This is a genomic window from Agrococcus sp. Marseille-P2731, assembly GCF_900117395.1.
In the GTDB taxonomy this organism is placed as follows: Bacteria; Actinomycetota; Actinomycetes; order Actinomycetales; family Microbacteriaceae; genus Agrococcus.
The window spans coordinates 151,153-176,446 of the sequence record NZ_FPEG01000002.1; the positions used below are offsets into that span (position 1 = coordinate 151,153).

Annotated in this window: 22 protein-coding genes and 1 tRNA gene; 11 read left to right on the plus strand and 12 right to left on the minus strand. The window is 72.3% G+C overall.

Going from position 1 to position 25,294, the window contains the following annotated elements; genetic code table 11:
- Nucleotides 1-131 precede the first annotated feature (131 nt).
- Nucleotides 132-824, minus strand: coding sequence for a fasciclin domain-containing protein (locus BQ6202_RS04675; protein ID WP_072313328.1), 693 nt, complete (start codon nt 822-824; stop codon nt 132-134).
- Between the two features lie 200 nt (nt 825-1,024).
- Between BQ6202_RS04675 and BQ6202_RS04680 the strand changes: the two genes are divergently transcribed.
- A complete protein-coding gene (locus BQ6202_RS04680) occupies nt 1,025-2,830 on the plus strand; it encodes a cytochrome c biogenesis protein DipZ (RefSeq protein WP_072313329.1) in 1,806 nt (601 codons plus the stop codon).
- A 169-nt stretch (nt 2,831-2,999) separates the two neighbouring features.
- Nucleotides 3,000-3,077 (plus strand) — tRNA-Pro (locus BQ6202_RS04685).
- 44 nt (nt 3,078-3,121) lie between these two features.
- Here BQ6202_RS04685 and BQ6202_RS04690 read toward each other — a convergent pair.
- The 4 genes from BQ6202_RS04690 to sigK are packed head-to-tail and all read right to left on the minus strand — an operon-like array spanning nt 3,122 to nt 6,460.
- Nucleotides 3,122-3,976, minus strand: a complete 855-nt coding sequence (locus tag BQ6202_RS04690) for a phosphatase PAP2 family protein (RefSeq protein WP_072313330.1) — start codon at nt 3,974-3,976, stop codon at nt 3,122-3,124.
- Between the two features lie 11 nt (nt 3,977-3,987).
- Nucleotides 3,988-4,929, minus strand: a complete 942-nt coding sequence (locus BQ6202_RS04695; RefSeq protein WP_083587023.1) for a DMT family transporter — start codon at nt 4,927-4,929, stop codon at nt 3,988-3,990.
- A gap of 53 nt (nt 4,930-4,982) precedes the next feature.
- Nucleotides 4,983-5,915 (minus strand): anti-sigma factor, encoded by a 933-nt coding sequence (locus BQ6202_RS04700; RefSeq protein WP_200792211.1) that lies wholly within the window; start codon nt 5,913-5,915, stop codon nt 4,983-4,985.
- On the minus strand, nt 5,912-6,460 hold the full coding sequence (gene sigK / locus BQ6202_RS04705) for an ECF RNA polymerase sigma factor SigK (protein WP_234946121.1): 549 nt from the start codon (nt 6,458-6,460) through the stop codon (nt 5,912-5,914). Before sigK ends, BQ6202_RS04700 begins: the two co-directional genes overlap by 4 nt.
- 258 nt (nt 6,461-6,718) lie before the next feature.
- Between sigK and tig the strand changes: the two genes are divergently transcribed.
- From tig to BQ6202_RS04720, 3 genes are all read left to right on the plus strand, one after another.
- The gene (gene tig, locus BQ6202_RS04710) at nt 6,719-8,080 is read left to right on the plus strand and encodes a trigger factor (RefSeq protein ID WP_072313331.1); all 1,362 of its coding nucleotides are present in this window, start codon (nt 6,719-6,721) and stop codon (nt 8,078-8,080) included.
- A gap of 124 nt (nt 8,081-8,204) precedes the next feature.
- On the plus strand, nt 8,205-8,816 hold the full coding sequence (locus tag BQ6202_RS04715; RefSeq protein WP_072313332.1) for an ATP-dependent Clp protease proteolytic subunit: 612 nt from the start codon (nt 8,205-8,207) through the stop codon (nt 8,814-8,816).
- Nucleotides 8,816-9,487 carry an ATP-dependent Clp protease proteolytic subunit gene (locus BQ6202_RS04720; protein WP_072313333.1) on the plus strand — a complete coding sequence of 224 codons (672 nt, stop codon included), beginning with the start codon at nt 8,816-8,818 and terminating at the stop codon, nt 9,485-9,487. Before BQ6202_RS04715 ends, BQ6202_RS04720 begins: the two co-directional genes overlap by 1 nt.
- Nucleotides 9,488-9,550: 63 nt before the next feature.
- Here the strand turns inward: BQ6202_RS04720 and BQ6202_RS04725 are convergent, their stop codons facing one another.
- A complete protein-coding gene (locus BQ6202_RS04725; RefSeq protein WP_072313334.1) occupies nt 9,551-10,243 on the minus strand; it encodes a copper resistance CopC family protein in 693 nt (230 codons plus the stop codon).
- Nucleotides 10,244-10,364: 121 nt separating this feature from the next.
- Here BQ6202_RS04725 and clpX point away from each other — a divergent pair, with 121 nt between their 5' ends.
- From clpX to BQ6202_RS04745, 4 genes are all read left to right on the plus strand, one after another.
- On the plus strand, nt 10,365-11,642 hold the full coding sequence (clpX, locus tag BQ6202_RS04730) for an ATP-dependent Clp protease ATP-binding subunit ClpX (protein ID WP_072313335.1): 1,278 nt from the start codon (nt 10,365-10,367) through the stop codon (nt 11,640-11,642).
- Between the two features lie 81 nt (nt 11,643-11,723).
- Entirely contained in the window at nt 11,724-12,539 is an 816-nt protein-coding gene (locus BQ6202_RS04735; RefSeq protein ID WP_072313336.1) for an ABC transporter ATP-binding protein, read from the plus strand.
- Nucleotides 12,540-12,594: 55 nt separating this feature from the next.
- Entirely contained in the window at nt 12,595-13,620 is a 1,026-nt protein-coding gene (locus BQ6202_RS04740; protein WP_072313337.1) for an ABC transporter substrate-binding protein, read from the plus strand.
- Nucleotides 13,617-15,647 carry an iron ABC transporter permease gene (locus tag BQ6202_RS04745; protein WP_072313338.1) on the plus strand — a complete coding sequence of 677 codons (2,031 nt, stop codon included), beginning with the start codon at nt 13,617-13,619 and terminating at the stop codon, nt 15,645-15,647. The genes BQ6202_RS04740 and BQ6202_RS04745 overlap by 4 nt, the downstream gene beginning before the upstream one ends.
- A gap of 45 nt (nt 15,648-15,692) precedes the next feature.
- Here BQ6202_RS04745 and BQ6202_RS04750 read toward each other — a convergent pair whose 3' ends face one another.
- The gene (locus BQ6202_RS04750) at nt 15,693-17,726 is read right to left on the minus strand and encodes a M3 family metallopeptidase (protein ID WP_072313339.1); all 2,034 of its coding nucleotides are present in this window, start codon (nt 17,724-17,726) and stop codon (nt 15,693-15,695) included.
- 52 nt (nt 17,727-17,778) lie between these two features.
- Here BQ6202_RS04750 and BQ6202_RS04755 point away from each other — a divergent pair, with 52 nt between their 5' ends.
- On the plus strand, nt 17,779-18,573 hold the full coding sequence (locus BQ6202_RS04755; protein ID WP_072313340.1) for a class I SAM-dependent methyltransferase: 795 nt from the start codon (nt 17,779-17,781) through the stop codon (nt 18,571-18,573).
- Nucleotides 18,574-18,693: 120 nt separating this feature from the next.
- On the opposite strand, the gene BQ6202_RS04760 is transcribed toward BQ6202_RS04755, so the two are convergent.
- The 3 genes from BQ6202_RS04760 to BQ6202_RS14865 all read right to left on the minus strand — a co-directional run bounded on the left by BQ6202_RS04760 (nt 18,694) and on the right by BQ6202_RS14865 (nt 21,827).
- Nucleotides 18,694-18,924 (minus strand): hypothetical protein, encoded by a 231-nt coding sequence (locus tag BQ6202_RS04760; protein ID WP_072313341.1) that lies wholly within the window; start codon nt 18,922-18,924, stop codon nt 18,694-18,696.
- Entirely contained in the window at nt 18,924-21,542 is a 2,619-nt protein-coding gene (gene valS / locus BQ6202_RS04765) for a valine--tRNA ligase (protein ID WP_072313342.1), read from the minus strand. The genes BQ6202_RS04760 and valS overlap by 1 nt, the downstream gene beginning before the upstream one ends.
- 108 nt (nt 21,543-21,650) lie before the next feature.
- Entirely contained in the window at nt 21,651-21,827 is a 177-nt protein-coding gene (locus BQ6202_RS14865; RefSeq protein ID WP_159433610.1) for a hypothetical protein, read from the minus strand.
- A 110-nt stretch (nt 21,828-21,937) separates the two neighbouring features.
- Here BQ6202_RS14865 and BQ6202_RS04770 point away from each other — a divergent pair, with 110 nt between their 5' ends.
- On the plus strand, nt 21,938-22,738 hold the full coding sequence (locus BQ6202_RS04770; protein ID WP_072313343.1) for a fructosamine kinase family protein: 801 nt from the start codon (nt 21,938-21,940) through the stop codon (nt 22,736-22,738).
- Nucleotides 22,739-22,933: 195 nt separating this feature from the next.
- On the opposite strand, the gene BQ6202_RS04775 is transcribed toward BQ6202_RS04770, so the two are convergent.
- Together BQ6202_RS04775 and BQ6202_RS04780 are read right to left on the minus strand one after the other, a co-directional pair.
- Entirely contained in the window at nt 22,934-23,554 is a 621-nt protein-coding gene (locus BQ6202_RS04775) for an IMPACT family protein (protein ID WP_072313344.1), read from the minus strand.
- Between the two features lie 303 nt (nt 23,555-23,857).
- A complete protein-coding gene (locus BQ6202_RS04780; RefSeq protein WP_072313345.1) occupies nt 23,858-25,234 on the minus strand; it encodes an MFS transporter in 1,377 nt (458 codons plus the stop codon).
- Nucleotides 25,235-25,294: the final 60 nt, after the last annotated feature.

Below are 25,294 nucleotides of genomic sequence, written 5' to 3' on the forward strand. Positions count from 1 at the left end.
GTGAAATTGCCCGGCTGCGATGCCGATGAGCAAGATCCTATAGGAAACAGAATCTTGGGCAAGTCGTGCGCACAGCGAAGGGGCCGGCCTCATGATGAGACCGGCCCCTTCGGGAGTGGACAGAGGCTGGATCAGCCCATCGACGGCGGCATCAGCACCGAGTCGATCAGGTAGACCGTGGCGTTGGCCGTCTGGACGCCGCCGCAGAGCACAGTGGCGTCGCCGACCATCAGCTCGTCGCCGGAGCCGGTGACCTCGACGTCCTCGCCCTGCACGGTGGTGTGCATGCCCTCGATCGCGTCAGGCGCGATCTGGCCGGGCACCACGTGGTAGGTCAGCACACTGCTGAGCGTCTCGGCGCCCTCAGGCGTGCCGAGCGTCTCGACGGTCTCGGCCGGCAGGGCCTCGAAGGCCTCGTCGACCGGTGCGAAGACGGTGAACTCGTCGCCGTTCAGGGTGTCGACCAGGTCGACATCCGGGTTCAGCTGGCCGGAGACGGCCGCGACGAGCTGCGTGAGCATCGGATTGTTGGAGGCCGCGACCGCGACCGGGTCCTGCGACATGCCGACGATCGAGCCTGCGCCATCCGGCACCTGCTCGTCGTACATCGCGCACGCTGCGCCGACGAGGTTCGCGTAGGCCGGGTCCATCTCGGCCGACTCGGTCTCCATGGGCTCCTCGGTCATCGGCGCCTCTGCCGACGGAGCGGTCGTGCCCTCGGTCTCGGCGTCGGTGGTGCCGCCCATGGAGCAGCCGGCGAGCACGAGCGTGGCGGCGCCGACGAGCACGAGGCCAGCCATCTTGGGGTTCTTCTTGGTGAGCATCGCTGCTCTCCTTCCGGTCGTCTTCCTCGGTGGTGTCCCGACCCGTGCGAGTCGGTGATGCAGGGGCTTCGGAGCCCCGACACCGGCGGATTGGAACCGGATCTCGGACGGCTCCGACCCATCCGCATCGCCCTTCGTGCCGAACCCAGAGCACGTCGAGGCCACGATCGCGGGCACGGCGCTGCTGCCAAGGAGGCACCATGCTCGCCCTCATCGGATTGCTCGGTGGATTCATCACCGGCATCTCGCCATGCATCATCCCCGTGCTGCCCGTCATCCTCTTCTCCGGCGGCATGCAGTCGGCGCGCGACGAGCGCAGCACGCCCGAGGGCGGGGATGCTGCTGCCGACGCGGGCGGATCGGGCGGCGGGCAGGGCGCGGTCGCCACTGCCGTGAAGCCGAAGCCCGTGCGCACCATCTCGCGCTGGCGTCCCTACCTCGTCATCTCCGGCATCGTCGTGAGCTTCACGCTCATGACCCTCGCGGGCAGCCTCGTGCTGAGCCTGCTCGGCCTGCCGCAGGACGTGCTGCGCTGGGCGGGCATCATCGTGCTGAGCCTCATCGGCATCGGCCTCATCGTGCCGGCCTTCCAGCACCTGCTCGAGAAGCCGTTCGAGCGGCTGCCGTTCCTGCAGCGCGCGGGCGAGAGGTCGAGCAAGCTGCAGGGCTTCCCGCTCGGCCTCGCGCTCGGCGCCGTGTACGTGCCCTGCGCCGGTCCCGTGCTCGCGGCCATCACCGTCGCCGGCTCGACCGGCCAGATCGGCGCCGACACCATCGTGCTGACCGTGTCGTTCGCGATCGGCGCCGCGCTGCCGCTGCTGTTCTTCGCGCTCGCGGGCCGCCGGCTCGCCGAGCGCATCGCCGCCTTCCGCAAGCGACAGGGCGTGATCCGCATGGTGTCCGGCGCGCTCATGATCCTGCTCGCGCTCGGCCTCGTGTTCGACCTGCCCGCCCGCCTGCAGCGCCTCGTGCCCGACTACACCTCCGCCATCCAGGGCGCCATCGCCGACAACGACGAGGTGCAGGAGGCGATCTCGATCGGTGGCCTCGAGAACGACGAGAACGCCGACCTCGACCTGTGCGACCCGGGCGCGACCGAGCTGCAGGAGTGCGGCACGGCGCCGAGCATCCGCGGCATCGACTCGTGGTTCAACACGCCTGGCGACGCGCCGATCGACCTCGCGTCGCTCCGCGGCGAGGTCGTGCTCGTCGACTTCTGGGCCTACTCCTGCATCAACTGCCAGCGCTCGACCCCGCACATGAACGCCTGGTACGACACCTATGCGGACGCGGGCCTGAACGTCATCGGCGTGCACAGCCCGGAGTACGCGTTCGAGAAGGAGGTCCAGAACGTCGTCGACGGCGCCGAGGCGCTCGGCATCGAGTACCCGGTGGCGATCGACAACCAGCTCTCGACCTGGACGAACTACCGCAACGCCTACTGGCCCGCGCGCTACCTGATCGACGCGGAGGGCACCGTGCGCAACGTGCACTTCGGTGAGGGCCAGTACGCCGAGGGCGAGCAGATGCTGCGCGAGCTGCTCGAGCAGGCGAACCCCGGCGTCGAGCTGCCGCCGGCCACGGAGACGGGCGACGAGACCCCCGACAACGCCGACATCACGCCCGAGTCCTACCTCGGCACCACGAAGGTGCAGAACTTCGGCGGCGACGAGCGCTACTCGACGCAGACCGAGTCGTTCGCCTTCCCGGCCGAGCAGCCGCAGGACACCTTCGCGCTCGACGGCGACTGGCAGCTCGAGACGCAGTTCGCGACGCCGCGCGGCGACTCCGCGCGCATCCGCCTCGACTACCGGGGGCAAGAGGTGCGGATGGTGCTGGCCGGCTCCGGCACCGTGGTCGCGGACGTCGACGGCGAGCGCGTCGAGCTCGACGTCTCTGGCACGCCGCGGTCGTACCGCCTGCTGCTGGCCGACGGCCTGCAGGCCGGGACCATCGAGGTCACCGTGCCCGCCGGCGTCGAGGCCTACTCGTTCACCTTCGGGTGATCGGCGGGCGCCGTGGCAGTTGCGACCCCATGCCCGACCCCTTCTGCCAAGCTCGACCCGGTGCACCGGGTCGCCCTTGGCGGAGGGGGTCGGGCTCTCGCGCTGGCGGCTCGTAAGAGCAGGGCCCCTGGCGCCGGTAGACTCGCAGGTCGTACGGGAGCGATCCCTACGGGGCGTAGCTCAGCTTGGCTAGAGCGCCCGCTTTGGGGGCGGGAGGTCGCAGGTTCGAATCCTGTCGCCCCGACCACGGATGGCGCTGTGTTGCCGGCGCCGTGCAGTCCGGTGTCGTGCTCAGGCCGGTTGCGGCTCCTGATGCCGCACCCGCAGCGTCAGGTAGAGCCGGTGCGCGGTGATGATGAGCGCCACCCAGGCCGCACCGAGCAGCCAGCCTGCCACCACATCCGTCACCCAGTGGTGACCGAGGTAGACGCGGCTCGCGGCGACGAGCAGCGTGAAGGCGACCGTCGTCGCGATGATCACGACCCGCGCCCCGATCGTGCGGCGGCGCAGCACCAGCAGGTAGGCGACGATGCCGAGGATGGCGACCGCGTTCAGCGTGTGGCCGCTCGGGAACGACGCCGAGACCTCGAACGGCGGCACCGCGTCGGCCACCGGCGGCCGGTCGCGCCCCACGACGACCTTGCCCGCGATCGTCATCAGCAGCGAGCCCGCGCCCGCGGCGACGATGAGCACGAGCGGCGTCCACGAGCGACGGCGGATGCTGAGGATCAGGAGCGCGGAGATGGCGATGAGCGGCATGCCGACCGTGCCGGCCAGATCGGTGAACCCCGTGATCAGCGCCGCAGCCTGCGGATCGCGGATGGTCAGGATCGCATCGAGCACCGGGCGGTCGATGCCGGCGACGCCATCCTCATCGGTGACCGCGTCGTAGACCTCTGCGGCGAGGATCGCGAGCCCGGCGGTGATGGCGAGCCCGATCGCGAGGATGATGAGCAGCGCCGCGTGCGGACCGAGCGCCGCACCGATCCGCTCTGCGATCGAGGCCAGCGCTCGCCCGGGCGGCGTGCGCCAGCGCGTCAGCTCGACGCCGCCGACCGTCGTGTCCTCGCGGCGCTCGCCGGACGCGCCGTGCTCGGGCCTCGACGCGGCGGCCGCGGCTCGCAGTCGGTCGCTGATGGGCTCCATGGCGAGCGACGCTATCGCGGTGGGCTCGACCGCCGCTGAGCGACCAGCACGATCGCGACGCCGACCGCGGCCACCGCCATGCCGGCGATGCCGAGCACCGAGACCGGCACCCCGAACACGAGCCACACCCACAGCATCGTCGTCGGCGGCGTCAGGTAGAGCAGCGTCGACACGAAGGTCGCGCCGTGCGAGCGCGTCACCGTCACGTAGAGCAGGTAGCCGCCCAGGCTCGCGAACGCCACGAGCCACAGGATCGCGCCCCACACCTCCAGCGTGGCAGGGGGAGCGGCGTGCCCGCGCACGAGCGCCACGAGCATGAAGGCCGCCGCCGCGACCACCGCCTGCATCAGCAGCGTCTGCAGCAGGTCGTCGTGCATGTGCCAGCGCCGCTGCAGCACCGTGCCGCTGCCGAGGCAGACGACGCCGATGAGCGGCAGCAGGTGCGCCCACGGTGGCGCGCCGGTCGCGCCGATCTGCCCCGAGACGACGAGCGCCACGCCCCCGAGCCCCACGAGCATGCCCAGCCACATCCACCGGTTCGCGCGCTCGCCGAGGAAGCGCCCGGCGAGGGTCGCGACCAGCATCGGCTGCAGGGCCGCGATCAGCGAGACGGTGCCGCCGTCGACGCCGAAGCGGACGCCCTCGAACACCATCAGCAGGTAGCCGAACTGGCTCAGCAGCGCGATCGCGCCCTGCCGCAGCCAGCTGCGCCATCGCGGCCAGCGACGCCGCACGACGAGCATCGCCAGCGCCAGGATGCCTGCGAGCACCGCGAAGCGCCACGCGAGCACGGTGACGGGCTCGCCGCCGGCGCGGTCGGCGAGCTCGGCGCCGACGAAGCCGGAGCTCCAGGTGATGACGAGCGCGACCGATGCCACGACGATCGCGGTCGTCCCGAGCCGCGTCGAGCGGCGGCCACCGCCGGCAGGCTCCGGACGCGAGGGATCTGACACCGCTCGATCCTGTCAGGTCGAAGCCCCGCGCGCGCGACGACGGGGCGGATGCGTCAGGTCTGGACGACGAGGAAGGGCTCGGTGGTCGGTGCCTCGGAACCGCCCTCGGGCTCGACCGTCACACCCACGGCCATCCCCGCATCCATCTCGCCCTCGAGCAGCACCGCGGTGCTGGCGCCCTCGGCGTCGAAGACGCCGGCGCTGTGCGGGCCGGCCTCGTCGATGTACCAGGCCTGGTAGGCGTGCCCGTGAGGCGCGGCATCGAGGTCGTCGAAGAGCAGGACGGACTGCCCGAGCTCCGCCGACCAGATGGCGGTCGCGCTCGCGCCGCCGTCGAGCTCGACCTCGGCGCGCTGCGCATCTGCGGCCGCGACGACAGCGCCGAGCGCCTGCTGCTGCGGGTCACCGGTCAGCTGCGATCCGATCGCGACGCCGCCGGCGAGCAGCGCTGCGCCGGCCGCCACGCCCGCGAGCATCCGCAGGGGGCGCCAGCGCGCCTGAGCGCGACGCTCGGCCGGCCCCGGCTGTCGGGTGACGGGTGCTGATGCGTCCACCGGGCTCGCATCCGTCGCCGCCGGCTCCTGGCGGGGCACCGCTCGGAGCGCGGGCGCCGCAGGCGCTGCGGACTCGCCGCGGTCGACGGTCTCGGCGTGGCGGGGCGCGCGGTCCTGCGGCTCGGCGCGGATCGCGTCGAGGATGCTCGCGCGCAGGCTCGGTGGGGGAGCGATCTCGTCGGCGGCGAGCAGCGCAGCGGTGTCCGCGAGCTCCGCGGCCTCGCGGCGCGCGGCGGGGGAGGCCTGCGCCTCGAAGCGCACGCGATCCTCTGGCGAGAGCGCGTCGAGCGCGTACGCGGCGGCGAGGTCGTCGATGGCCTGCTGATCGTCCTGCATCTCGTCACCCCCGTTCGTCTCGAAGTCGTTGTCGCTCGCGCCTCGCTCACCCGAGCCGGCGCCGTGCCCGCCTGGGCGCGTGTCGTCGCCGCTCATGCCGTCACCCCCAGCAGCTCTCGCAATCGCCGCATGCCGTCGCGCATCCTCGTCTTGACCGTGCCGAGCGGCGCGCCGATCCGCTCTGCGATCTCTGTCTGGGTGAGACCGCCGAAGTAGGCGAGCTCGATCGCCTCGCGCTGCGCGGCGCTCAGCTCGCTGAGGGCGCGCCTGGCTCGCGCCGACTCGAGGGAGGTCTCGACGCGCTCCGCGACGTCATCGATCGGCACCGCGGTGTCGCGGAGGCCGATGCGGGCGTCGCGATCCCGCTGCGCCTGCGAGGAGCGGACGCGGTCGACAGCCCGGGCGTGCGCGATCTGCAGCAGCCAGCTGATGGCGGCGCCGCGCGCAGGATCGAAGCGCTCCGCACGTCGCCACGCCTCGAGGTAGACCTCCTGCGCGACCTCCTCGGCCTGGGCTCGGTCGACGAGGATCCGCAGCACGAGGCCGAACACGCGCGGCGCTGATGCATCGTAGAGCTCTGCGAACGCCCGCTGGTCACCGCCCGCGGCGCGGACGAGGCACTGCTCGAGGTCGGGTGACACGATCCCGAGTATCGCAGGCCAACGCGGCACGGCGCGCAGGATGCGCGGATGCGGCGTCGGCGTGGCGAGCAGGAGGGCGGTCATGCCGGTGGTTCGGCGCCGAGCCGCGGTCGGATTGCCGACGGGAGATTGCGACGCGCAGGCGCGCGGCCGGTAGACTCGGGCGGTGGTCCGCCCTCTCGCGGCGGATCTGGCGCGCCACAGCGTCGCAGGCCGGCATTGCCGGCACATCCCACGAACCCCTCAGGAGACCACCTCGTGAAGACCACGGTCGAGAAGATCGAGAACACGCGCGCCAAGCTCACCATCGCGGTGGAGCCTGAGGAGCTGCGCCCCGCGATCGACCAGGCGTACAAGACCGTCGCCGAGCAGATCAGCGTGCCCGGCTTCCGCAAGGGGAAGGTGCCCTCGGCGATCATCGACCAGCGCATCGGCCGCGGCGAGATCCTGAACCAGGCCGTCTCCGAGTCGATCGACGACTTCTACCGCCAGGGCGTCGCCGAGGCCGGCGTGCGCCCGATGGGTCGCCCGCAGGCGGACATCGCCTCGCTGCCCGAGGTCAAGGACTTCTCCGGCCAGCTCGTGCTCGAGATCGAGGTCGACGTGCGCCCCGACTTCGACCTCCCCGAGGTCGCAGGCCGCACCATCACGGTCGACGCCATCGAGGTCGGTGACGACGCCATCCAGAAGGAGCTCGACGAGCTCCGCGGCCGCTTCGGCACACTCGTGACCGTCGAGCGCCCCGCCACCAAGGGCGACTTCGTGCAGCTCGACCTCATCGCGACGATCGACGGCGAGACCGTCGACTCGGCCAGCGGCATCTCCTACGAGGTCGGCTCCGGCGAACTCATCGACGGCGTCGACGAGGCCGTCGAGTCGCTCACCGCGGGTGAGGAGACCACCTTCACCTCGACGCTCGTCGGTGGCGACCACGCCGGCAAGGACGCAGAGGTCAGCGTCACGGTGCAGGCCGTCAAGGAGCGCGAGCTGCCCGAGGCCGACGACGACTTCGCGCAGATGGCGAGCCAGTTCGACACGATCGACGAGCTCAAGGCCGACCTCGCGGAGCAGGCTGGCCGCTCCGGCCGCCTCGGCCAGGCGGAGCAGGCGCGCCAGCGGCTGCAGGACGAGCTGATCGAGGCCGTCGAGATCGAGGTCCCCAGCGCCGTCGTCGAGGACGAGGTCGAGCGCCACCTCGCGGCCGAGAACCGCGCGGAGGACACCGAGCACGGCGAGGAGGTGCGTCAGGAGACCAGCAAGCTGCTCAAGCAGCAGATGCTCTTCGACCGCTTCGCCGAGGAGGAGAACCTGCAGGTCTCGCAGCAGGAGCTGACGCAGATCATCGTGCAGCAGGCTGCGCAGTACGGCATGGGCCCGCAGGAGCTCGTGCAGGCGCTCGAGCAGAACGGCCAGCTGCCGGTGCTGCTCGGCGACATCCTCCGCGGCAAGACGCTCTCGACCCTGCTCGGCCGCGTCACCGTCGTCGACGACAAGGGCGAGACGGTCGACCTGAGCGACTTCCTGCCGCCGGCGGAGTCGGACGAGGTCGGCGAGGACGACGTCGAGGCCGCGATCCGCGACACCGAGCAGAAGCTCGCGGCGCAGCACGCCGAGGACTGATCCACCAGTGAGGGGCCGGGCGGGAGCCCGGCCCCTTCTCGCTACCCTCCGCCTGCGGCGAACACGGCCCGATCGGGGCCACCCGCTCGCCTAGGGTTGAAGCAATCGAGAGAAGGAGTCACCTGTGGCTGAACCCGTCTTCGCACAGTCGGTCTTCGACCGCCTGCTGCGCGACCGCATCATCTGGCTCGGCGAGGAGGTGCGCGACGACAACGCGAACGAGATCTGCGCGAAGATCCTGCTGCTCGCCGCTGAGGACCCGACGAAGGACATCTTCCTCTACATCAACTCGCCCGGCGGCTCCATCACAGCCGGAATGGCGATCTACGACACCATGCAGTTCGTGCAGAACGACATCGTCACCGTCGGCATCGGCATGGCTGCGTCGATGGGCCAGCTGCTGCTGACCGCGGGCACGGCGGGCAAGCGCTACATCACGCCGAACGCTCGCGTGCTGCTGCACCAGCCGCACGGCGGCTTCGGCGGCACCTCGAGCGACATCCAGACGCAGGCGCAGCTGATCCTCGACATGAAGAAGCGCCTCGCCGAGATCACGGCGGCCCGCACGGGCAAGTCGGTCGAGCAGGTCAACGCCGATGGCGACCGCGACCGCTGGTTCTCTGCGGAGCAGGCGCTCGAGTACGGCTTCGTCGACCACCTGCGCGCCTCGGCAGCAGACGTCGTCGGCGGCGGCGGCACGGAGCAGGACGACAGCGGCCAGGAGGGCAGCAACTGATGGAGACCCCCACGTTCCAGGCAGGCGGCAACGCCCTGCAGATGCCCGGCTCGCGCTACATCCTGCCGAGCTTCGAGGAGCGCACGGCCTATGGCTTCAAGCGCCAGGACCCGTACGCGAAGCTGTTCGAGGACCGCATCATCTTCCTCGGCGTGCAGGTGGACGACGCATCCGCGGACGACATCATGGCGCAGCTGCTCGTGCTCGAGTCGCAGGACCCGGATCGCGACATCGTGATGTACATCAACTCGCCCGGTGGCTCGTTCACGGCCATGACGGCGATCTACGACACGATGCAGTACATCCGCCCCGCCGTGCAGACGGTGTGCCTCGGCCAGGCGGCCTCCGCCGCGGCCGTGCTGCTCGCCGCCGGCGAGCCCGGCAAGCGCCTCGCGCTGCCGAACGCGCGCATCCTCATCCACCAGCCCGCCACGTCGGACGCCGGTCGCGGCCAGGCATCCGACATCGAGATCCAGGCGCGCGAGGTGCTGCGGATGCGCGGATGGCTCGAGGAGACGCTCTCGAAGCACTCGAACCACGACGTCGAGAAGGTGTCGAAGGACATCGAGCGCGACACCTTCCTCTCTGCGGAGGAGGCGTTCCAGTACGGCCTGATCGATCAGGTGCTGACGAGCCGCAAGCTGGCAGCGCAGGCGCAGCTCAGCAGCTGACGTCGCACCACGAACGAGGGCCGGCTCCCCGCCAGGGGGAGCCGGCCCTTCGTCGTGCAGCTCTCAGGCGCCGCCGGTGCCGTCGGTGCCGTCGCGCCCGACGTCCTTGCGGAGTCGGTTGGCCCGGTAGGCGATGAACGCCAGCACGGCGAGCACCGCGAGGATGCCGACGGTCAGGAACGGGAACGGCGCGGCCTCCTCCTCGGTGCCGTCACCCTCGACGCCAGCGCCCTGGTCGGAGGAAGCGGTGGCGGGAGCCGCGTCCTCGCCGGCGGGCGCGCCGGTCTCGGCTGCGCCGCCCGGCTCGGTCGCCGCGGGCTCGGTCGCCGCGGGCTCCGACGCCGCGGGTGCCGCCTCACCGCACACCGGCGCAGCCTCGGCGCCGGGCTCGCCCGCCTCGCCCTCCGCCGGCTCGAAGGCGAAGGCGATCGTGTCGGAGACCGGGTGGCCATCGGCCGAGACCACCTGGAAGGTGAGGGTGTAGTCGCCCGCCTCGCCGAGCTGCGCCTCGGTCGAGGCGGTGTCGCCGTCGACCGCGACGCATCCGTCACCGTAGAAGCGGCCATCGGCGTCGGTGATCTGCAGCGCGTTCGAGCTGTCGGCGCCGTCGACCGACAGGATCTCCTCGTTCATGACGACGCTGATCGTGCCGGGCTGCTCGGTCAGCGTGTCGCCGTCGCTCGGCGTCGACCCGATGAGGGAGGCGTGGGCGGGCAGGAGCACGACGGCCGAGAGCACGGCGAGGGTGGGGAGCATGCTCTCAGCGTAGCGAGGTGATGCGCGCCCCACCGGCGTGGGCGGTGGCCGTGTCAGCGGCCGGGGCTAGGCTCTTCACGACGGGCGCAGCCTGCGTTCGACGACGATCGGGAGATGCAAGATGGCGCGACTGGGAGAGAGCGGCGATCTGCTGAAGTGCTCCTTCTGCGGCAAGAGCCAGAAGCAGGTGCAGCAGCTGATCGCGGGTCCAGCGGTGTACATCTGCGACGAGTGCGTCGAGCTGTGCAACGAGATCATCGAGGAGCGCATGGCCGAGGCCGACGGCGCGACGCCCCGCGAGGGCTTCACGCTGCCGAAGCCGCGGGAGATCTTCGACTTCCTCGAGGAGTACGTGGTCGGGCAGGAGAGCGCCAAGCGCTCGCTCGCCGTCGCGGTCTACAACCACTACAAGCGCGTCGCGGCGTCGCAGCAGCTCGAGTCCGCCGACAGCCTGGGCGACGCGGTCGAGATCCAGAAGTCGAACATCCTGATGGTCGGCCCGACGGGCTGCGGCAAGTCCTACCTCGCCTCGACGCTCGCGAAGCAGCTGAACGTGCCGTTCGCGGTCGCCGACGCGACTGCGCTGACCGAGGCCGGCTACGTCGGCGAGGACGTCGAGAACATCCTCCTGAAGCTCATCCAGGCCGCCGACTTCGACGTGAAGCGCGCCGAGACGGGCATCATCTTCATCGACGAGATCGACAAGGTCGCGCGCAAGGCAGAGAACCCGTCGATCACGCGCGACGTGTCGGGCGAGGGCGTGCAGCAGGCCCTGCTGAAGATCATCGAGGGCACGGTCGCCTCGGTGCCGCCGCAGGGCGGGCGCAAGCACCCGAACTCGGAGTTCATCCAGATCGACACGTCGAACGTGCTGTTCATCGTCGCGGGCGCGTTCGCCGGGCTCGAGGACATCATCGCCAATCGCTCCGGGAAGCGCGGCATCGGCTTCGGCGCGCCCGTGGCCTCCCTCAAGCCCGACCTGCACGTCTTCGAGGACGTGCTGCCCGAAGACCTCCACAAGTTCGGCCTGATCCCCGAGTTCATCGGCCGGCTCCCGGTCATCGCGACGGTCTCGCCGCTCGACCAGTCGGCGCTCGTCGAGATCCTGTCGGAGCCGAAGAACGCGCTGGTGAAGCAGTACCAGCGCATCTTCGAGATCGACGGGGTGAAGCTCGACTTCGAGCCAGAGGCGCTGCAGGCGATCGCCGATCTGGCGGTCGAGCGCAAGACCGGCGCGCGCGGGCTGCGCTCGATCCTCGAGACCGTGCTCGCACCCGTGATGTTCGAGGTGCCTTCGCGCGAGGGCGTCGAGCGCGTCATCGTCACGAAGGAGTCGGTCGTCGGGAAGGAGACGCCCGTCGTGCTCACCGCGGACGACATCCAGGAGCTCTCGGCCTAGTGCTCCCGCAGCTCCGCGACCAGGAGCCGCGGAGTGCAGCTCGAATTGCACCGGAGCCAAGGTAAGGCTACCCTTACCTTCGTGAACCCCGGCTTCCAGGCGCTCCGCGCGACCGACGTCTCGCTCGCCTACGGCCGCGAGGCCATCGTGCACGACGCCGACATCGCGCTGCGCGCCGGAGCCGTCACCGCGCTCGTCGGTCCCAACGGCAGCGGCAAGTCGACGCTGCTGCGAGGCCTCACCGCGCTGCACCGCCCGACGGGCGGCACCGTGGTGTTCGCCGATGGCGCTGACGCCTCGGCGCTGGGGGAGCGCGACCTCGCGCGCCGCATCGCGATGCTCGCGCAGTCGCACCCGGAGCCCTCCGGCGTCAGCGTGCGCGAGGTCGTCGGCTACGGCCGCTTCGCGCATCGCGGCCGGTTCCGCGCCGGTGACGTCGACGGCCCGGCCGTCGTCGACCGCGCGATGGCCGCGACCGGCATCGGCGACCTCGCCGACCACGCCGTCGCGCAGCTCTCCGGCGGGCAGCGCCAGCGCGTCTGGCTCGCGACGTGCCTCGCGCAGCAGACCGGCATCGTGCTGCTCGACGAGCCCACGACGTACCTCGATCTGCGCTACCAGCGCGAGATCCTCGAGATCGTGCGCGACCTCGCCGACGAGGGCGTCGCTGTCGGCATCGTGCTGCACGACCTCGAGCAGGCCGCAGAGATCGCCGACGACGTCGTGCTGCTCGTGCGCGGTCGCATCGTCGCGACGGGGAGCCCTGAGGAGGTGCTGACCGCCGAGCGGCTCAGCGCTGCCTACGAGGTGCCCGTCGAGGTCGAGGCCGTCGCCGACGGCCTGCGCATCCGGCCGACGCGGCTCCGCCGCCGGCTCCCCGTCTCACGCGCCGCGTGATCCCCACCCCCATCAGGCCCGCAGGCATCAGCGCCCGGGCCGAGGAAGGCTGACCATGACCGACTCCCTCCGCTCCACCGCGCGCTCGCGCGCGACGCGACCGCTGCTCGCCGGCGCCGCCGTGCTGACCGCGCTCGCGCTCGCCGCCTGCGGCACCACCGAGGCCCCGGCCGAGAGCACCGAGCCCGATGCGGCCACCGCATCCGATGTCATCACCGTGACGGATGCCCGGGGCGAGCAGGTCGAGATCCCCGCGGGGGTGGAGGACGTGGTCGCGCTGGAGTGGAACGTCGTCGAGCACCTGCAGACCGTGGGCGTCGAGCCCGTCGGCGTCGCAGACGTCGCCGGCTACACCGACTGGGCGGGCCTCGGCGCGCCGCTGCAGGGTGAGCCGACCGACGTGGGCACGCGCACCGAGCCGTCGATCGACGCGATCGCCGGCCTCGCGCCCGACCTCATCGTGGCGACCTCTGGCCGCGACGCGGGCGCCTACGCAGACCTCGAGGCGATCGCACCCGTCGTCGTCGTGCAGGGGGCTGACGCAGCGTCGCCCATCGAGACGATGTTCGCCGACCTGCGGCTCGTGGGCGAGGCGGTCGGCAACCAGGCGGCGGCCGACGAGGCCATCGAGGCCTACGAGGCGCACGTCACCGAGGTCAGCGCGATGGTCGAGGAGCGCGGCCTCGCCGGCACCGAGCTCGCGCACATGGACGGCTGGGAGGCCGGCGGCCAGGTGTCGATCCGCCCCTACGCCGAGGGTGCACTGCTGCCCGCCGCCTTCGAGTCGGTCGGCTTCGTGAACGGCTGGCCCGGCGAGGGCGACCCGCAGTACGGGCTCGGCAGCACCGACGTCGAGGGCCTGACGGAGCTCGGCGACGAGACGCACATCCTCTACACGACCGGCGGCGACGTGGACGTGTTCGAGACGCTGCTCGGCGACAACGCGATCTGGAACGGGCTGCCCACCGTGCAGGCGGGCAACGTGCACCGACTGCCCGACGGCATCTGGCTCTTCGGCGGCGTCGACTCGCTGACCGCCTACCTCGACGCGATCGTCACCACCCTCGCACCCACCCCGTGACGCGGGTGCGGCCGGGAGGGCTCGCGCTCGGCGCGGCCCTCCTCGTCGCCCTGGTCGTGCTCGCCGCGTGGCACACGACGCAGGGCACCACGGCGCTCGGGCTGTCGGAGCTGCTCGGCTGGCTGGGCGGCGATGCCGGCGACAGCGCCGTCATCGTCGAGAGCCGCCTGCCGCGCGTCGCCGCGGCGATCGTCGTCGGCCTCGCGCTCGGCGCGGCCGGCTACGCGATGCAGACGCTCACCGGCAACCCGCTCGCCTCGCCCGACACGCTGGCCGTGAACGGCGGCGCGAGCGCGGCCATCGCGCTCGCCGCGGTCCTCGGCGTCAGCCTGCCGGGCATCGGGGGCGCAGGCCTCGCCTTCGCCGGCGGCCTGGTCGCGGCGCTCGCCGTCGTCGCGATCGGGCGCGGGCGCGGCTCGACGACCCAGATGGTGCTCGTCGGCACCGCGCTCGCGCTCGCGCTGCAGTCGGTCACGACGGTCACGATCATCCTGAACGAGCAGGCGACCAGCGGGCTCTACGCGTGGGGGGTCGGCCAGCTGTCGCAGAACGGCATGACCACCGTCGCCCAGCTCGCGCCGCTCGTGCTGGTCGGCATCGCGGTGCTGCTCCTGCTCGCACGGAGGCTCGACGTGCTGGCGCTCGGGGAGGAGGCTGCGACGACGATGGGCGTCGGCGTCAGTCGCCTGCGCCTTGGCACCCTCGTCGCGTCCGTCGCGCTGGCCGCGACCGCCGTCGCCATCGCCGGCCCGATCGGCTTCGTGGGACTCGCGGCGCCGATCGTCACTCGACTGCTCGTGCGCCGCATCCGCGGAGCATCGCGACACCTCGTCGCGATCCCGCTGGCCGCGCTCGCCGGCGCCGTGCTCGTGGTCGGCGCCGACGTGCTCCTGCGCGCCGTGCTGCCGGGGCGGGCGTCGCTCGACGTGCCCACCGGCGTCGTCACGAGCCTGATCGGCGCGATCTGCATCATCGTGCTCGCCCGCACGATGGCCGGGGCCGCCGAGACCGAGTCGATGTCGGTGCTCGGAGCGCGCACGATCGCGACGCGCGCCTGGCTGCCCATCGTCGTCGCCGCCGTCGTGCTCGCGGTGCTCACGGTGGCCGCCGTGCTCCTGGGCGATCGGATGCTGCTGCTCGGTGACGTCGGCAACTGGCTGTCCGGGCGCGCGGGCGATGCCGTGCGGCTGACGCTCGACGCCAGGGCGCCGAGGGTCGTCGCCGCGGTGCTCGCGGGCGTCGCGCTCGCGCTCTCGGGCGCGCTCGTGCAGGCGGTGGCGCGGAACGCCCTCGCCGAGCCCTACCTGCTGGGCGTGGCGGGCGGCGCGGGGCTCGGCGCCGTCGGCGTGATCACGCTCGTGCCGGTCGCGACCGGCTGGGCGGTGGCCGGCAGCGCGCTCGCGGGCGGCGGGCTCGCGGGCCTGATCGTGCTGCTGCTCGTCGGGTGGCGCAGGCTCGGCTCGCTGCGGCTCGTGCTGACGGGGCTCGCGATGTCGGCCGCCACCGCGGCGATCACGAGCCTGCTGATCGTCACCACCGACCCCTTCAACCAGGGCAAGGCGATCGTCTGGCTCGCCGGCTCGACCTACGGGCGCGGCTTCGAGGATGCCGTGCCGGTCGCCGTCGTGCTCGTGATCGCCGGTCTCGGCATGGTGTGGATGCACCGCGACCTCGACCTCGCGCAGCTCGACGAGTCGACACCGCGGCTGCTCGGCGTGCGGCTCACCGCCGTGCAGGTCGTGGCGCTGGCGCTCGCCGTCGCGCTCGCGTCGACCGCGGTCGCCGCGATCGGCGTCGTCGCCTTCGTCGGGCTCGTCGCGCCGCACGCCGCGCGCGCGCTCGTCGGTGCTCGGCACCGCGTGCTGCTGCCGCTCGCGGCGGTGCTCGGCGGCACCCTGACGCTCCTCGCCGACACGCTCGGGCGCTCGCTCATCGCGCCGGCGCAGCTGCCCGCCGGCATCATGACGGCCCTCGTCGGCATCCCCTACTTCATCTGGCTCGTGCTGCAGGCCGGCCGCGCCCGCTGAGGGTGCGACCGGCCTGCAGGCGGGCGGGAGCTGGGCGCCTGGGCGTCAGCCCTCGAGCCCGCGGCGCTTGAGCAGCGGGGCGATGTCAGCGTCGCGGCCGAGGAAGTCGCGGAACGCCTCGAGCGGGTCCTTCGAGCCGCCGACGCCCAGCAGCCGCTCGCGGAAGCGATGCCCGGCCTCGCGGATCGACGGCTGCTCCTTGAACCACTCGACGGTGTCGGCGTCCATGACCTCGGACCAGATGTAGGAGTAGTAGCCGGCCGAGTAGCCGCCGGAGAAGACGTGCTGGAAGTAGCCGGTCGAGTAGCGCGTCGGCACCGTCTCGCTCAGCAGCCCCACCTGGTCGAGCGCGTTGCGCTCGAAGGCCGCGACATCCGTCACCTCGTCGCCGGCCGTGCGCGCGTGCCAGGCCTGGTCGAGCAGCGCCGCTGCGAGGTACTCGCTCGTGTCGTGGCCCTGGTTGAACGACTCCGAGGCCTGCAGGCGCTCGATCACGTCGGCCGGCAGCGGCTCGCCGGTCTCGATGTGCTTGGCGTAGTTGTCGACGATGCCGGGCCACAGCATCCACATCTCGTTCACCTGGCTGGGGAACTCGACGAAGTCGCGGAAGACGTTCGTGCCGCCGAGCGAGGGGTAGGTGACCTGGGCGAACAGCCCGTGCAGCGCGTGGCCGAACTCGTGGAAGAGCGTGTTCGTCTCGTCGAAGGTCAGCAGCGTCGGCGTGCCGGCCGGAGGCTTCGGCACGTTGAGGTTGTTCATCACGACCGTCGGGTGGCCGAGCAGCGCGTTCTGCTGGATCAAGGGGTTCATCCAGGCGCCGCCGCGCTTCGAGTCGCGCGTGTAGAGGTCGAGCAGGTAGAGCCCGACCTTGCTGCCGTCCTCGTCGCGCACCTCGAACACGCGCACGTCGGGGTGGTAGCCGACGAGGTCGCCGCGCTCCTCGAAGGTCACGCCGTAGACCTGCGTGGCGGCGTGGAAGACGCCGTCCCAGAGCACGCGCTCGGCCTCGAAGTAGGGGCGCAGCGCCGCGGTGTCGACGTCGTAGCGCGCCGTGCGCTCCTTCTCCGTCCAGAAGTCCCAATCCCACGCGGCGAGCTCGTAGTCGTGCCCGGCTGCCTCGATCTGCGCCTGCAGCGCGGCGGCCTCGGCCTTCGCGTTGGCGGCTGCGGGCGCGGCGAGCCGGGTGAGCATCGCCATGACGCGGTCGGGCGAGCCGGCCGTCTCGTCGGCGGTGATCGCGTGCGCGTGGGTGGCGAAGCCGAGCAGCTGCGCGCGCTCTGCTCGGGCAGCGGTGAGCTCGAGCACCGTGGCGCGGTTGTCGTGCTCGTTGCCACGGGTGCCGCGGGCGAGGGATGCCTCCAGCACGCGCCGGCGCACGTCGCGGTCGGTGAGCGACGCGAGCCACGGGTGGCCCGAGAACAGAGGCAGGGTGATGAGCCACTTGCCCTCGAGACCGCGGTCGGCGGCGGCAGCGGCGGCCGCCTGGATCTCGCCGTCGGCGAGGCCGTCGAGCTGCGCGGCATCGTCGATGACGACCGCCAGGTCGTTGGTGTCGGCCTGCAGGTGCTTGTCGAAGCGCGTCGTGAGCGTCGCGATCTGCTGGTTGAGCTCCTTCAGGCGCTCGCGCGCGGCGTCGTCGAGGCCGGCGCCGGCGACGGTCATCTCGGTGAAGCGGCGCTCGACGAGGTAGCGCTGCTCGTCGCTCCAGTGCTCCTGCGGCTGCTCGTGCAGCGTGCGGATGCGCGCGTACAGCATCGGGTCGAGCGTGATGGAGTCGGAGTGGGCGGCGAAGCGCGGCGCGTAGCGCTCCTCGAGCTGCTCGAGGAACGGCGAGGAGTCGGTCGAGGTCATGCTGAAGAAGACGTGCGCGACGCGGGAGAGGATGCCGCCGGAGCGCTCGAGCGGCTCGATGGTGTTCTCGAACGTGGGCGCCGAGCGAGCGACGACGATGGCGCGCACCTCCTGCGCCTGCTCGGCGAACCCGGCCTCCAGCGCCTCCTCGTAGTGCTCGTCGCGGATCTCTGCGAACGGGGGCAGCTGGTAGGGGAGCGCGCTCGGCGCGAAGAAGGGATTGGTCATGTCGACCACCCTAAGCGGCCGGCCCCTGCGAGGCCGCTCGTAGACTCGCGGCATGCCCGAAGCCGAGTACTCCCACGGCCATCACCCTTCGGTCGTCGGCGCGCACGCCGCGCGCACGGTCGCCAACTCCGCCGCCTACCTCGTGCCGCAGCTCGTGCCCGGGATGCGCATCCTCGACGTCGGCTGCGGGCCGGGCTCGATCACGATCGACCTGGCGCGCATGGTCGGCAGTGGTGGCCTCGTCGTCGGCATCGACGCGAGCGCCGAGGTGATCGAGACGGCACGAGCCGCTGCGGCTGCTGCGGGCGTCGCGAACGTGGAGTTCCGCGTCGGCGACGCCTACGACCCGACGCCGGGGGAGCGGTGGGATGTCGTGCACGCGCACCAGGTGCTGCAGCACCTCGGCGAGCCCGTCGCCGCGCTGCGAGCGTGGCGCGCGGTGAGCGAGCTCGTGGCGGCCCGCGAGGTCGTCTACTCGGCGACAACGATCGAGCCGCTGACGCCGCCGCTGGCGCGCTGGCGCGAGCTCATGGGCCAGCTGCAGTGCGCGAACGGCGGCGACGGCGACGCGGGTGCGAAGCTGAAGCGCTGGGCGCGCGAGGCCGGGTGCGCCTCGATCGAGACGGGCGTCGAGACGTGGTGCTTCGAGTCGCCGGAGGGGCGTGGGTTCTGGGGCGGCCAGTGGGTGCAGCGGGCGCTGCACTCGGCCTTCGCCGAGGGCACCGAGCGGCACGGGCTGGCGGATGCGCGCCAGCGGCAGGAGATCTCGGATGCGTGGGCCGCCTGGTCGCGCGACGAGGACGGCTGGATGGCCATGCTGCACGGCTGGGTGCTCGCGCGCGGCTGACGCCTGCTCGCCGAGCCGCTCCGCACGCGGAGCGCGCTGAGCGTGTCGAAGCGCTGGCTGGGCGGCCTTCGACTCGCTCTGGCGCCTGCGGCGCCGGAGCGGCTCAGGCGGCGGTGAGCGTCAGTCTTCGCGGGTGACGAGCACGTCGGCGCCGTCGAGGCGGATCGTCGTGCCGTCGTCGAGCTCGACGACGGGCAGGCCCTCCAGGAAGGTCAGCGTCCAGCGCCAGCTCGAGGTGTCAGCGCCCAGCTCGACGAGCGTGCGCTCCTCGTCGTCGATCGCCGCCCGCATCTCGACCGGCACCGCCGACGGCGGCTCGCCGCCGACCGCCCAGCGGGTGCCGATCTGCATCAGGACTCCTCGAGCGCGATCTCGCGCACCGCGAGCTCGTCCGCGTCGACGAGCGTCAGCTCGCGGATGCGCCCGACCGCCCGCAGGTCGCCGGCCGCCGCCTCGAGGTGCTCGCGCAGCGCCGACGGCACCGCGATGACCGCGGAGGCGACCGGCGTCTTCTGGCTGGCCTTCGCATCCGTCTTCGCCCTGCGGATGCCGATGAGCGCCTGGCCGACCGATGCGAGCATCCCCGTCGAGCCGATGCTGATCGCGCCTGTGGCGAGCGCCCCTGCACCCATCGCGTCGCTGCCGTTGCCGAGCTCGTCGGGCGTGGGCCACGCGGCGACGTGGATCGAGTCCTCGTGCGACCAGGACCAGACCTCCTCGGTCGCGAAGGGGAGGAAGGGCGCGAGCAGGCGCAGCTGCACGTCGATCGCGAGGCGCAGCGCGCCGATCGCCGAGCCGCGGCCGGGCTCGTCACCGGTGTAGGCGCGCTCCTTCACGAGCTCGAGGTAGTCGTCGCAGAAGGTCCAGAAGAAGCTCTCCGTGACCTCGAGCGCCTTCGCGTGGTCGTACGCCTCGAACGCTCGGGTGGCGGTGCGCACGACCTGCGCGAGCTCGCCGAGCATCTCGCGGTCGAGGCGCTCGGTCACCTCGCCCGGCGCGCCCTCCATCGAGAGCACGAACTTCGCGGCGTTCAGCACCTTCATCGCCAGGCGGCGCCCGATCTTGACCATCTTCGGGTTCTGCGGGTCGAGCGTCGCATCGACGCCGAGCCTCGACGACGCCGCCCAGTAGCGCACGCCGTCGGAGCCGTGGTCCTCGAGCATGCCGAGCGGCGTGACGACGTTGCCCTTCGACTTCGACATCTTCTTGCGGTCGGGGTCGAGGATCCAGCCCGAGAGCGCCGCGTGCTTCCAGGGCGCACCGCCGTCCTCGAACATCGAGCGCAGCAGCGTCGAGAAGAGCCAGGTACGGATGATGTCCTGGCCCTGCGGGCGCAGGTCGAAGGGCGTGATCTGCTGCCAGAGCGCCGAGTCGGCGGCCCAGCCGCCCGCGAGCTGCGGGGTGAGCGACGAGGTCGCCCAGGTGTCCATCACGTCGACCTCGCCGACGAAGCCGCCGGGCTGCCCGCGCTGCGCCTCGTCGAAGCCCTCCGGCACGTCGCTCGTCGGGTCCAGCGGCAGCTGCTCGGGCGTCGGCAGCAGCACACCGCCGGGCACGCGCTCACCCTCCGAGTCGAGCTGGTACCAGACGGGGATCGGCACGCCGAAGAAGCGCTGGCGCGAGATGAGCCAGTCGCCGTTGAGCCCGTGCACCCAGTTCTCGTAGCGCGTGCGCATGTGCTCGGGGTGCCACGCGATCTCGCGGCCGAGCGACACGAGCCGCTCCTGCAGGCCCTCGTCGCGGCCGCCGTTCTTGATGTACCACTGCAGCGTCGAGACGATCTCGAGCGGCTTGTCGCCCTTCTCGAAGAACTTCACCGGGTGCGTGATCGTGCGCGGCTCGCCGACCATGCGGCCGGCGGCCTGCAGCAGCTCGACGATCGTCTTCTTCGCGCTGAAGACCGTCTTGCCGGCCAGCTCTGCGTAGGCGGCCTTCGCCGCATCGCTCTCGAGCGCCTCGGGAGCCTCGGCCACGAAGCGGCCGTCGAAGCCGATCACCGAGCGGCTGGGCAGCTGCAGCTCGCGCCACCAGATCACGTCGGTGAGGTCGCCGAAGGTGCAGATCATCGCCACGCCCGTGCCCTTGTCGATCTGGGCGAGCTCGTGCTTGACGAAGGGCACCTCGACGCCGAACACCGGCGTGGTCACGGTGGTGCCGAACAGGTGCTGGTAGCGCGCGTCGTCCGGATGCGCGACCACGGCCACGCACGAGGCGAGCAGCTCCGGGCGCGTGGTGTCGATCCGCAGCTCGCCGTCCGCGCTCTCGAAGAGCAGCGTGTGATAGGCGCCCGGCTGCTCGCGGTCCTCGAGCTCGGCCTGGGCCACCGCCGTCCGGAACGTCACGTCCCACAGCGTCGGCGCATCCGCCTGGTACGCCTCGCCGCGCTCGAGGTTGCGCAGGAAGGCGAGCTGCGAGGTGCGCCGGGCGTCGTCGGAGATCGTGCGGTAGGACTGCTGCCAGTCGACCGAGAGGCCGAGGGTGCGCCAGAGGTGCTCGAACTTCTCCTCGTCCTCCTCGGTGAGGCGCTCGCAGAGCTCGATGAAGTTGCGGCGCGAGACGGGCAGCTGGTCCGCGGCCTTCGAGCCCTTGTTGTCGCCGCCCTCCTGCGGAGGCGTGAAGCCCTCGACGTAGGGGAGCGTGGGGTCGACGCGCACGCCGTAGTAGTTCTGCACGCGGCGCTCCGTCGGGAGGCCGTTGTCATCCCATCCCATGGGGTAGAAGACGCGCTTGCCGCGCATCCGCTGGTAGCGCGCGACGAGGTCGGTGTGCGTGTAGGAGAACACGTGGCCGACGTGCAGCGAGCCGGAGGCGGTCGGCGGGGGCGTGTCGATCGAGTAGATCGCCTCCCGGTCGAGGGCGGCGCCGTCGGCGTCGGTGCCGGCGAAGCGATAGGTGCCGGCCTCCTCCCATCGCTGCCCCCACTTCTGCTCGAGTCCTTCGAGGGCGGGGCGTTCGGGCATGGCGCTCATGGCGTCTCGCTTTCGCTGTGCGCGGCATCGTGTCTGCGCCGGTGGTTCCGGCGTGATGCCTGGTTGTTCTCGGGGGAGTCTACTGCGGTGCCGCGGTCGCGGGCGGGCCTAGCGGTCGCGGCGCTGCATGCGCCACTGGAGGAGGGCGGTGAGGCCGAACAGCACGGCGGCGACGGCCATGAGCACGCGCGAAAAGGTGTCCTGCTGCAGCACGGCCGCGATGCCGAGGCAGACGGCGGCGACGATGGGCAGCCAGAGGGGCATGGGCTTGCGGGTGCGGGCCATGCGACCACGGTACCGGGGCGGGGCGGCTGCGCTGGGAGGCTGGGCGGATGCGCTCGAAGGCGGGGCGGGTGCGCTGGCAGGCGCAGCGGATGCGCTCGTAGGCTCGGCGCATGGATGTCGAGAAGACGGCGCCGGGCGGGCGCGCGGCGCTCGCGATGGAGGCAGCGGGGCTCGCGTGGCTCGCCGAGGCGGAGGCCGACGGAGGCACGCGGATCGCGCGGGCGCGGCTGGAGGGCGAGGTGCTGCGCGTCGTTCGCGTCCAGCCGGCTGCTGCGACGGATGCGCGCGCAGAGGCGCTCGGACGCAGCCTGGCGCTGCTGCACGCCAGCGGCGCCGCGTGGCACAGCTGCCCGCCGCCGAGCGCGGCGGCGCCGTTCGAGGTCGGGTCGTCGCGCACGCCGCTCGCGCCTGCGCCGGTGGGCGACGGGCGGCGCTGGGGCGAGGCGTGGGCGGCGACGGCCGTGCGCCCGATCGTCGAGCGCTGCGCGGCGAGCGGCCGCCTCGACGGCGACGACGCCCGCACCGTGCTGCGCGCGGTCGACCGGATGGCGGCAAGCGACTTCGACGCGCCGCAGCCTGCGCTCGTCGCGAGCAGCGCGCACGATGTCGCGCGCATCCACGGTGACCTGTGGAGCGGCAACGTGCTGTGGAGCGACGTCGACACGGGTGCCGTGCTCATCGACCCGCACGCGCAGGGCGGGCACGCCGAGACCGACCTCGCGATGCTCGCGCTCTTCGGGCTGCCGCGGCTCGAGCGGGTGCTCGCCGCATACGACGAGCGCTCGCCGCTCGCCGACGGCTGGCGGGAGCGCATCCCGATGCAGCAGCTGCAGCCGTTGCTCGTGCACACGCTGCTGTTCGGCGGCGGCTACGCGGAGCAGGCGGTGGCGGTCGCTCGCGCCCTCGCCTGAGCGCTTGCGCCCGGCGCAGGTCGAAACCGCAGGGCGTTCACCGCATCGGGAGCGAGCGCGACACCGGTCGACGCCGGGGCGCTGACCGCATCGGGACCGACCGCGACACGGGTCGACGCCGGGGCGCTGACCGCATCGGGACCGACCGAGACGCGTCCAACCGGAGCGTTGGCCCGCCCCCGGCGCCAGCCGACCTCAGCACGCGAGCCGCTCGATGATGCGGCCGCCGCTCGCCTGGTGCTCGACGCCCAGCTGCGCGAGCAGCGAGGCTGCCTCGGCGAGCGCCGCGTCGGCGACCGTGAGCCGCACGATGGCGCCGCTCGCCGCGTACTCGACCGTCGGCGCGTGGCCGGCCGAGCGCAGCGCGTGCTCGATGCGCTGCGCGTCGGCGAGCGGCAGCTGCCCGCGCAGCTCGCTCGCCTCCAGCCGGTCGAGCCTGCCTGCGGCGTCCAGTGCATCCGCGGCGATGCCGCCGTAGGCGCGCACGAGCCCGCCGGTGCCGAGCTTCACCCCGCCGAACCACCGCACGACGAGCACCGCGACATCGCTCAGGTCGCGGCCGGCGATGGCCGCGAGCATGGGCGAGCCCGCCGTGCCGGCCGGCTCGCCGTCGTCGTTCGAGCGGCTCGACTCGCCGAGGCCGCCTGCGACAGCAGCGCTGCAGACGTGCCTGGCATCCGGATGCGCGCGGCGCGTCGCGCGCACGAGCTCGGCCACGTCGTCGAGCGAGCCGATGCGGTGGGCCGTCGCGAGGAACCGCGAGCGCGAGATCTCGACCTCGGCGCTCGCGGTGCGCGCGATCGTCGGCTTCCCCATGCCTGCATCCTCTCGCGGCGCGGCGCGGCGCGGCGCGGCGCGGCAACTCGGCGCCACCGCACAACGCAAGCCCGCGCCGCGATCTGCGCGGCCCCGCTGGAGATGATGCGAGAAGCGCTGCTGATCCGATCCTGCGGGCTTGCGTTGTGCGCAGTGGGCGTGACGCTCGCAGCCACCGCACAACGCAAGCCCGCGCCGCGATCTGCGCCGTACCTCTGGAGATGATGCGGGAAGCGCTGCTGATCGGGTCCTGCGGGCTTGCGTAGTGCGCAGCGGCCGGTGGAGCGCCGCGTCGGGATGCGGTCAGGCGGGCTCTGGCACCAGTTCGCGGGTGACGGCCTGCGCGGCGTCGATGCCCTCGTCGCCGAGCCGGCGCATCCGCATCGCCATGACCGCGCCGACGAGCGTGAGCGCCGACAGCGCCGCGAGCACGACGCCGGGGTGCCACCAGGCGCCGCCGGTGGCAGTGCCGAGCGCGCCGGTGAGGTAGGGGATGAAGCCCGACAGCACCGCTGCCAGCGCATAGGCGACGGAGAGGGCCGAGTAGGCGTGGCGGCCCTGGAAGAGCTCCTGCATGGTGCCGCCGAGCGCCGCCCACGACGCGGTCGGCAGGATGCCGCCGACGATCATGAGCGTGACGAGCACCCCGAAGGTCGCGTCGCTCAGCAGCAGGTAGACCGGGAAGGCGATGAGCAGCGTGCCGAAGGCGCCGAGCGCCACGACGCGCGCCGAGCCGATCCGGGTCGCGAGCCAGCCGAATCCCGGCACCGTGATGAACTGCAGCAGGCCGCCGATGGTCGCGGCCGCGAGCAGCTGCATCTCGTCGAAGCCGAGCGAGGCGACGCCGTAGCCCATCGTGTAGGTGTTCATGAGCGAGTAGGAGCCGATGCCGAGCAGCGCCACGAGGATGGCGACGCCGAAGGCCGCGGGCTGCGTGCGGATCGCCGCCCACACCGGGTTCTTCTCGCGCGCGCCGCTGGCCTGCAGCTCCTTGAAGACGGGGGTCTCGTCGATCGACCAGCGCAGGTAGAGCGAGACCGCGATGAGCGGGAGGGCGAGGAGGAACGGGATGCGCCAGCCCCACGCCGCCATCGCCTCGGGCCCCAGGCCGAAGAACATGATCAGCATGAGGCCACCGGCCGCCACCGAGCCGATGGGGGAGCCGAGCTGCGGCAGCGAGGCGAAGAAGGGGCGGCGGCGGGCGTCGGCGTGCTCGGTCGCGAGCAGCACGGCACCGCCCCACTCGCCGCCGAGCGAGAGGCCCTGCACGATGCGCAGGATGACGAGCGCGACGGCGCCGAAGGCCGCCCAGCCCTCGCCGGTCGGCAGCAGTCCGACGAGCCCCGTCGCGACGCCCATGAGCGCGATCGTGATGAGCAGCGTCGACCTGCGGCCGATGCGGTCGCCCAGGTGCCCGAAGAGCACGGCGCCGATCGGGCGCACGACGAACGCGATGCCGATCGTGGCGAACGAGGCGAGGAGCGCGCCGGCGGGCCCCAGCGCCGAGAAGAAGAACGGCCCGGCGAAGAACGCCGCGAAGTAGGAGTAGGCGTAGAAGTCGTAGGACTCGAGCGCCGTGCCGACGGTCGCGGCAGCGGCGACCCTGCGGGTCGCCGTGTGCCGACGCGCGGGCGCGGATGCCGGCGGGCCGGCCGGGGTGGGCGCAGGATGGGTGGTCACGGTCGCTCCTCGGGATGGCGGTGACGCGATGGCGGCACGGATATCAGTACCGAGTGCAAC

Coding starts and splice junctions, on each gene's coding strand:
- BQ6202_RS04675 (WP_072313328.1), bottom strand. CDS start 824: ATGCTCACCAAGAAGAACCCCAAGATGGCTGGCCTCGTGCTCGTCGGC.
- BQ6202_RS04680 (WP_072313329.1), top strand. CDS start 1,025: ATGCTCGCCCTCATCGGATTGCTCGGTGGATTCATCACCGGCATCTCG.
- BQ6202_RS04690 (WP_072313330.1), bottom strand. CDS start 3,976: ATGGAGCCCATCAGCGACCGACTGCGAGCCGCGGCCGCCGCGTCGAGG.
- BQ6202_RS04700 (WP_200792211.1), bottom strand. CDS start 5,915: ATGAGCGGCGACGACACGCGCCCAGGCGGGCACGGCGCCGGCTCGGGT.
- BQ6202_RS04720 (WP_072313333.1), top strand. CDS start 8,816: ATGGAGACCCCCACGTTCCAGGCAGGCGGCAACGCCCTGCAGATGCCC.
- BQ6202_RS04725 (WP_072313334.1), bottom strand. CDS start 10,243: ATGCTCCCCACCCTCGCCGTGCTCTCGGCCGTCGTGCTCCTGCCCGCC.
- clpX (WP_072313335.1), top strand. CDS start 10,365: ATGGCGCGACTGGGAGAGAGCGGCGATCTGCTGAAGTGCTCCTTCTGC.
- BQ6202_RS04740 (WP_072313337.1), top strand. CDS start 12,595: ATGACCGACTCCCTCCGCTCCACCGCGCGCTCGCGCGCGACGCGACCG.
- BQ6202_RS04750 (WP_072313339.1), bottom strand. CDS start 17,726: ATGACCAATCCCTTCTTCGCGCCGAGCGCGCTCCCCTACCAGCTGCCC.
- BQ6202_RS04755 (WP_072313340.1), top strand. CDS start 17,779: ATGCCCGAAGCCGAGTACTCCCACGGCCATCACCCTTCGGTCGTCGGC.
- BQ6202_RS04760 (WP_072313341.1), bottom strand. CDS start 18,924: ATGCAGATCGGCACCCGCTGGGCGGTCGGCGGCGAGCCGCCGTCGGCG.
- valS (WP_072313342.1), bottom strand. CDS start 21,542: ATGAGCGCCATGCCCGAACGCCCCGCCCTCGAAGGACTCGAGCAGAAG.
- BQ6202_RS14865 (WP_159433610.1), bottom strand. CDS start 21,827: ATGGCCCGCACCCGCAAGCCCATGCCCCTCTGGCTGCCCATCGTCGCC.
- BQ6202_RS04770 (WP_072313343.1), top strand. CDS start 21,938: ATGGATGTCGAGAAGACGGCGCCGGGCGGGCGCGCGGCGCTCGCGATG.
- BQ6202_RS04775 (WP_072313344.1), bottom strand. CDS start 23,554: ATGGGGAAGCCGACGATCGCGCGCACCGCGAGCGCCGAGGTCGAGATC.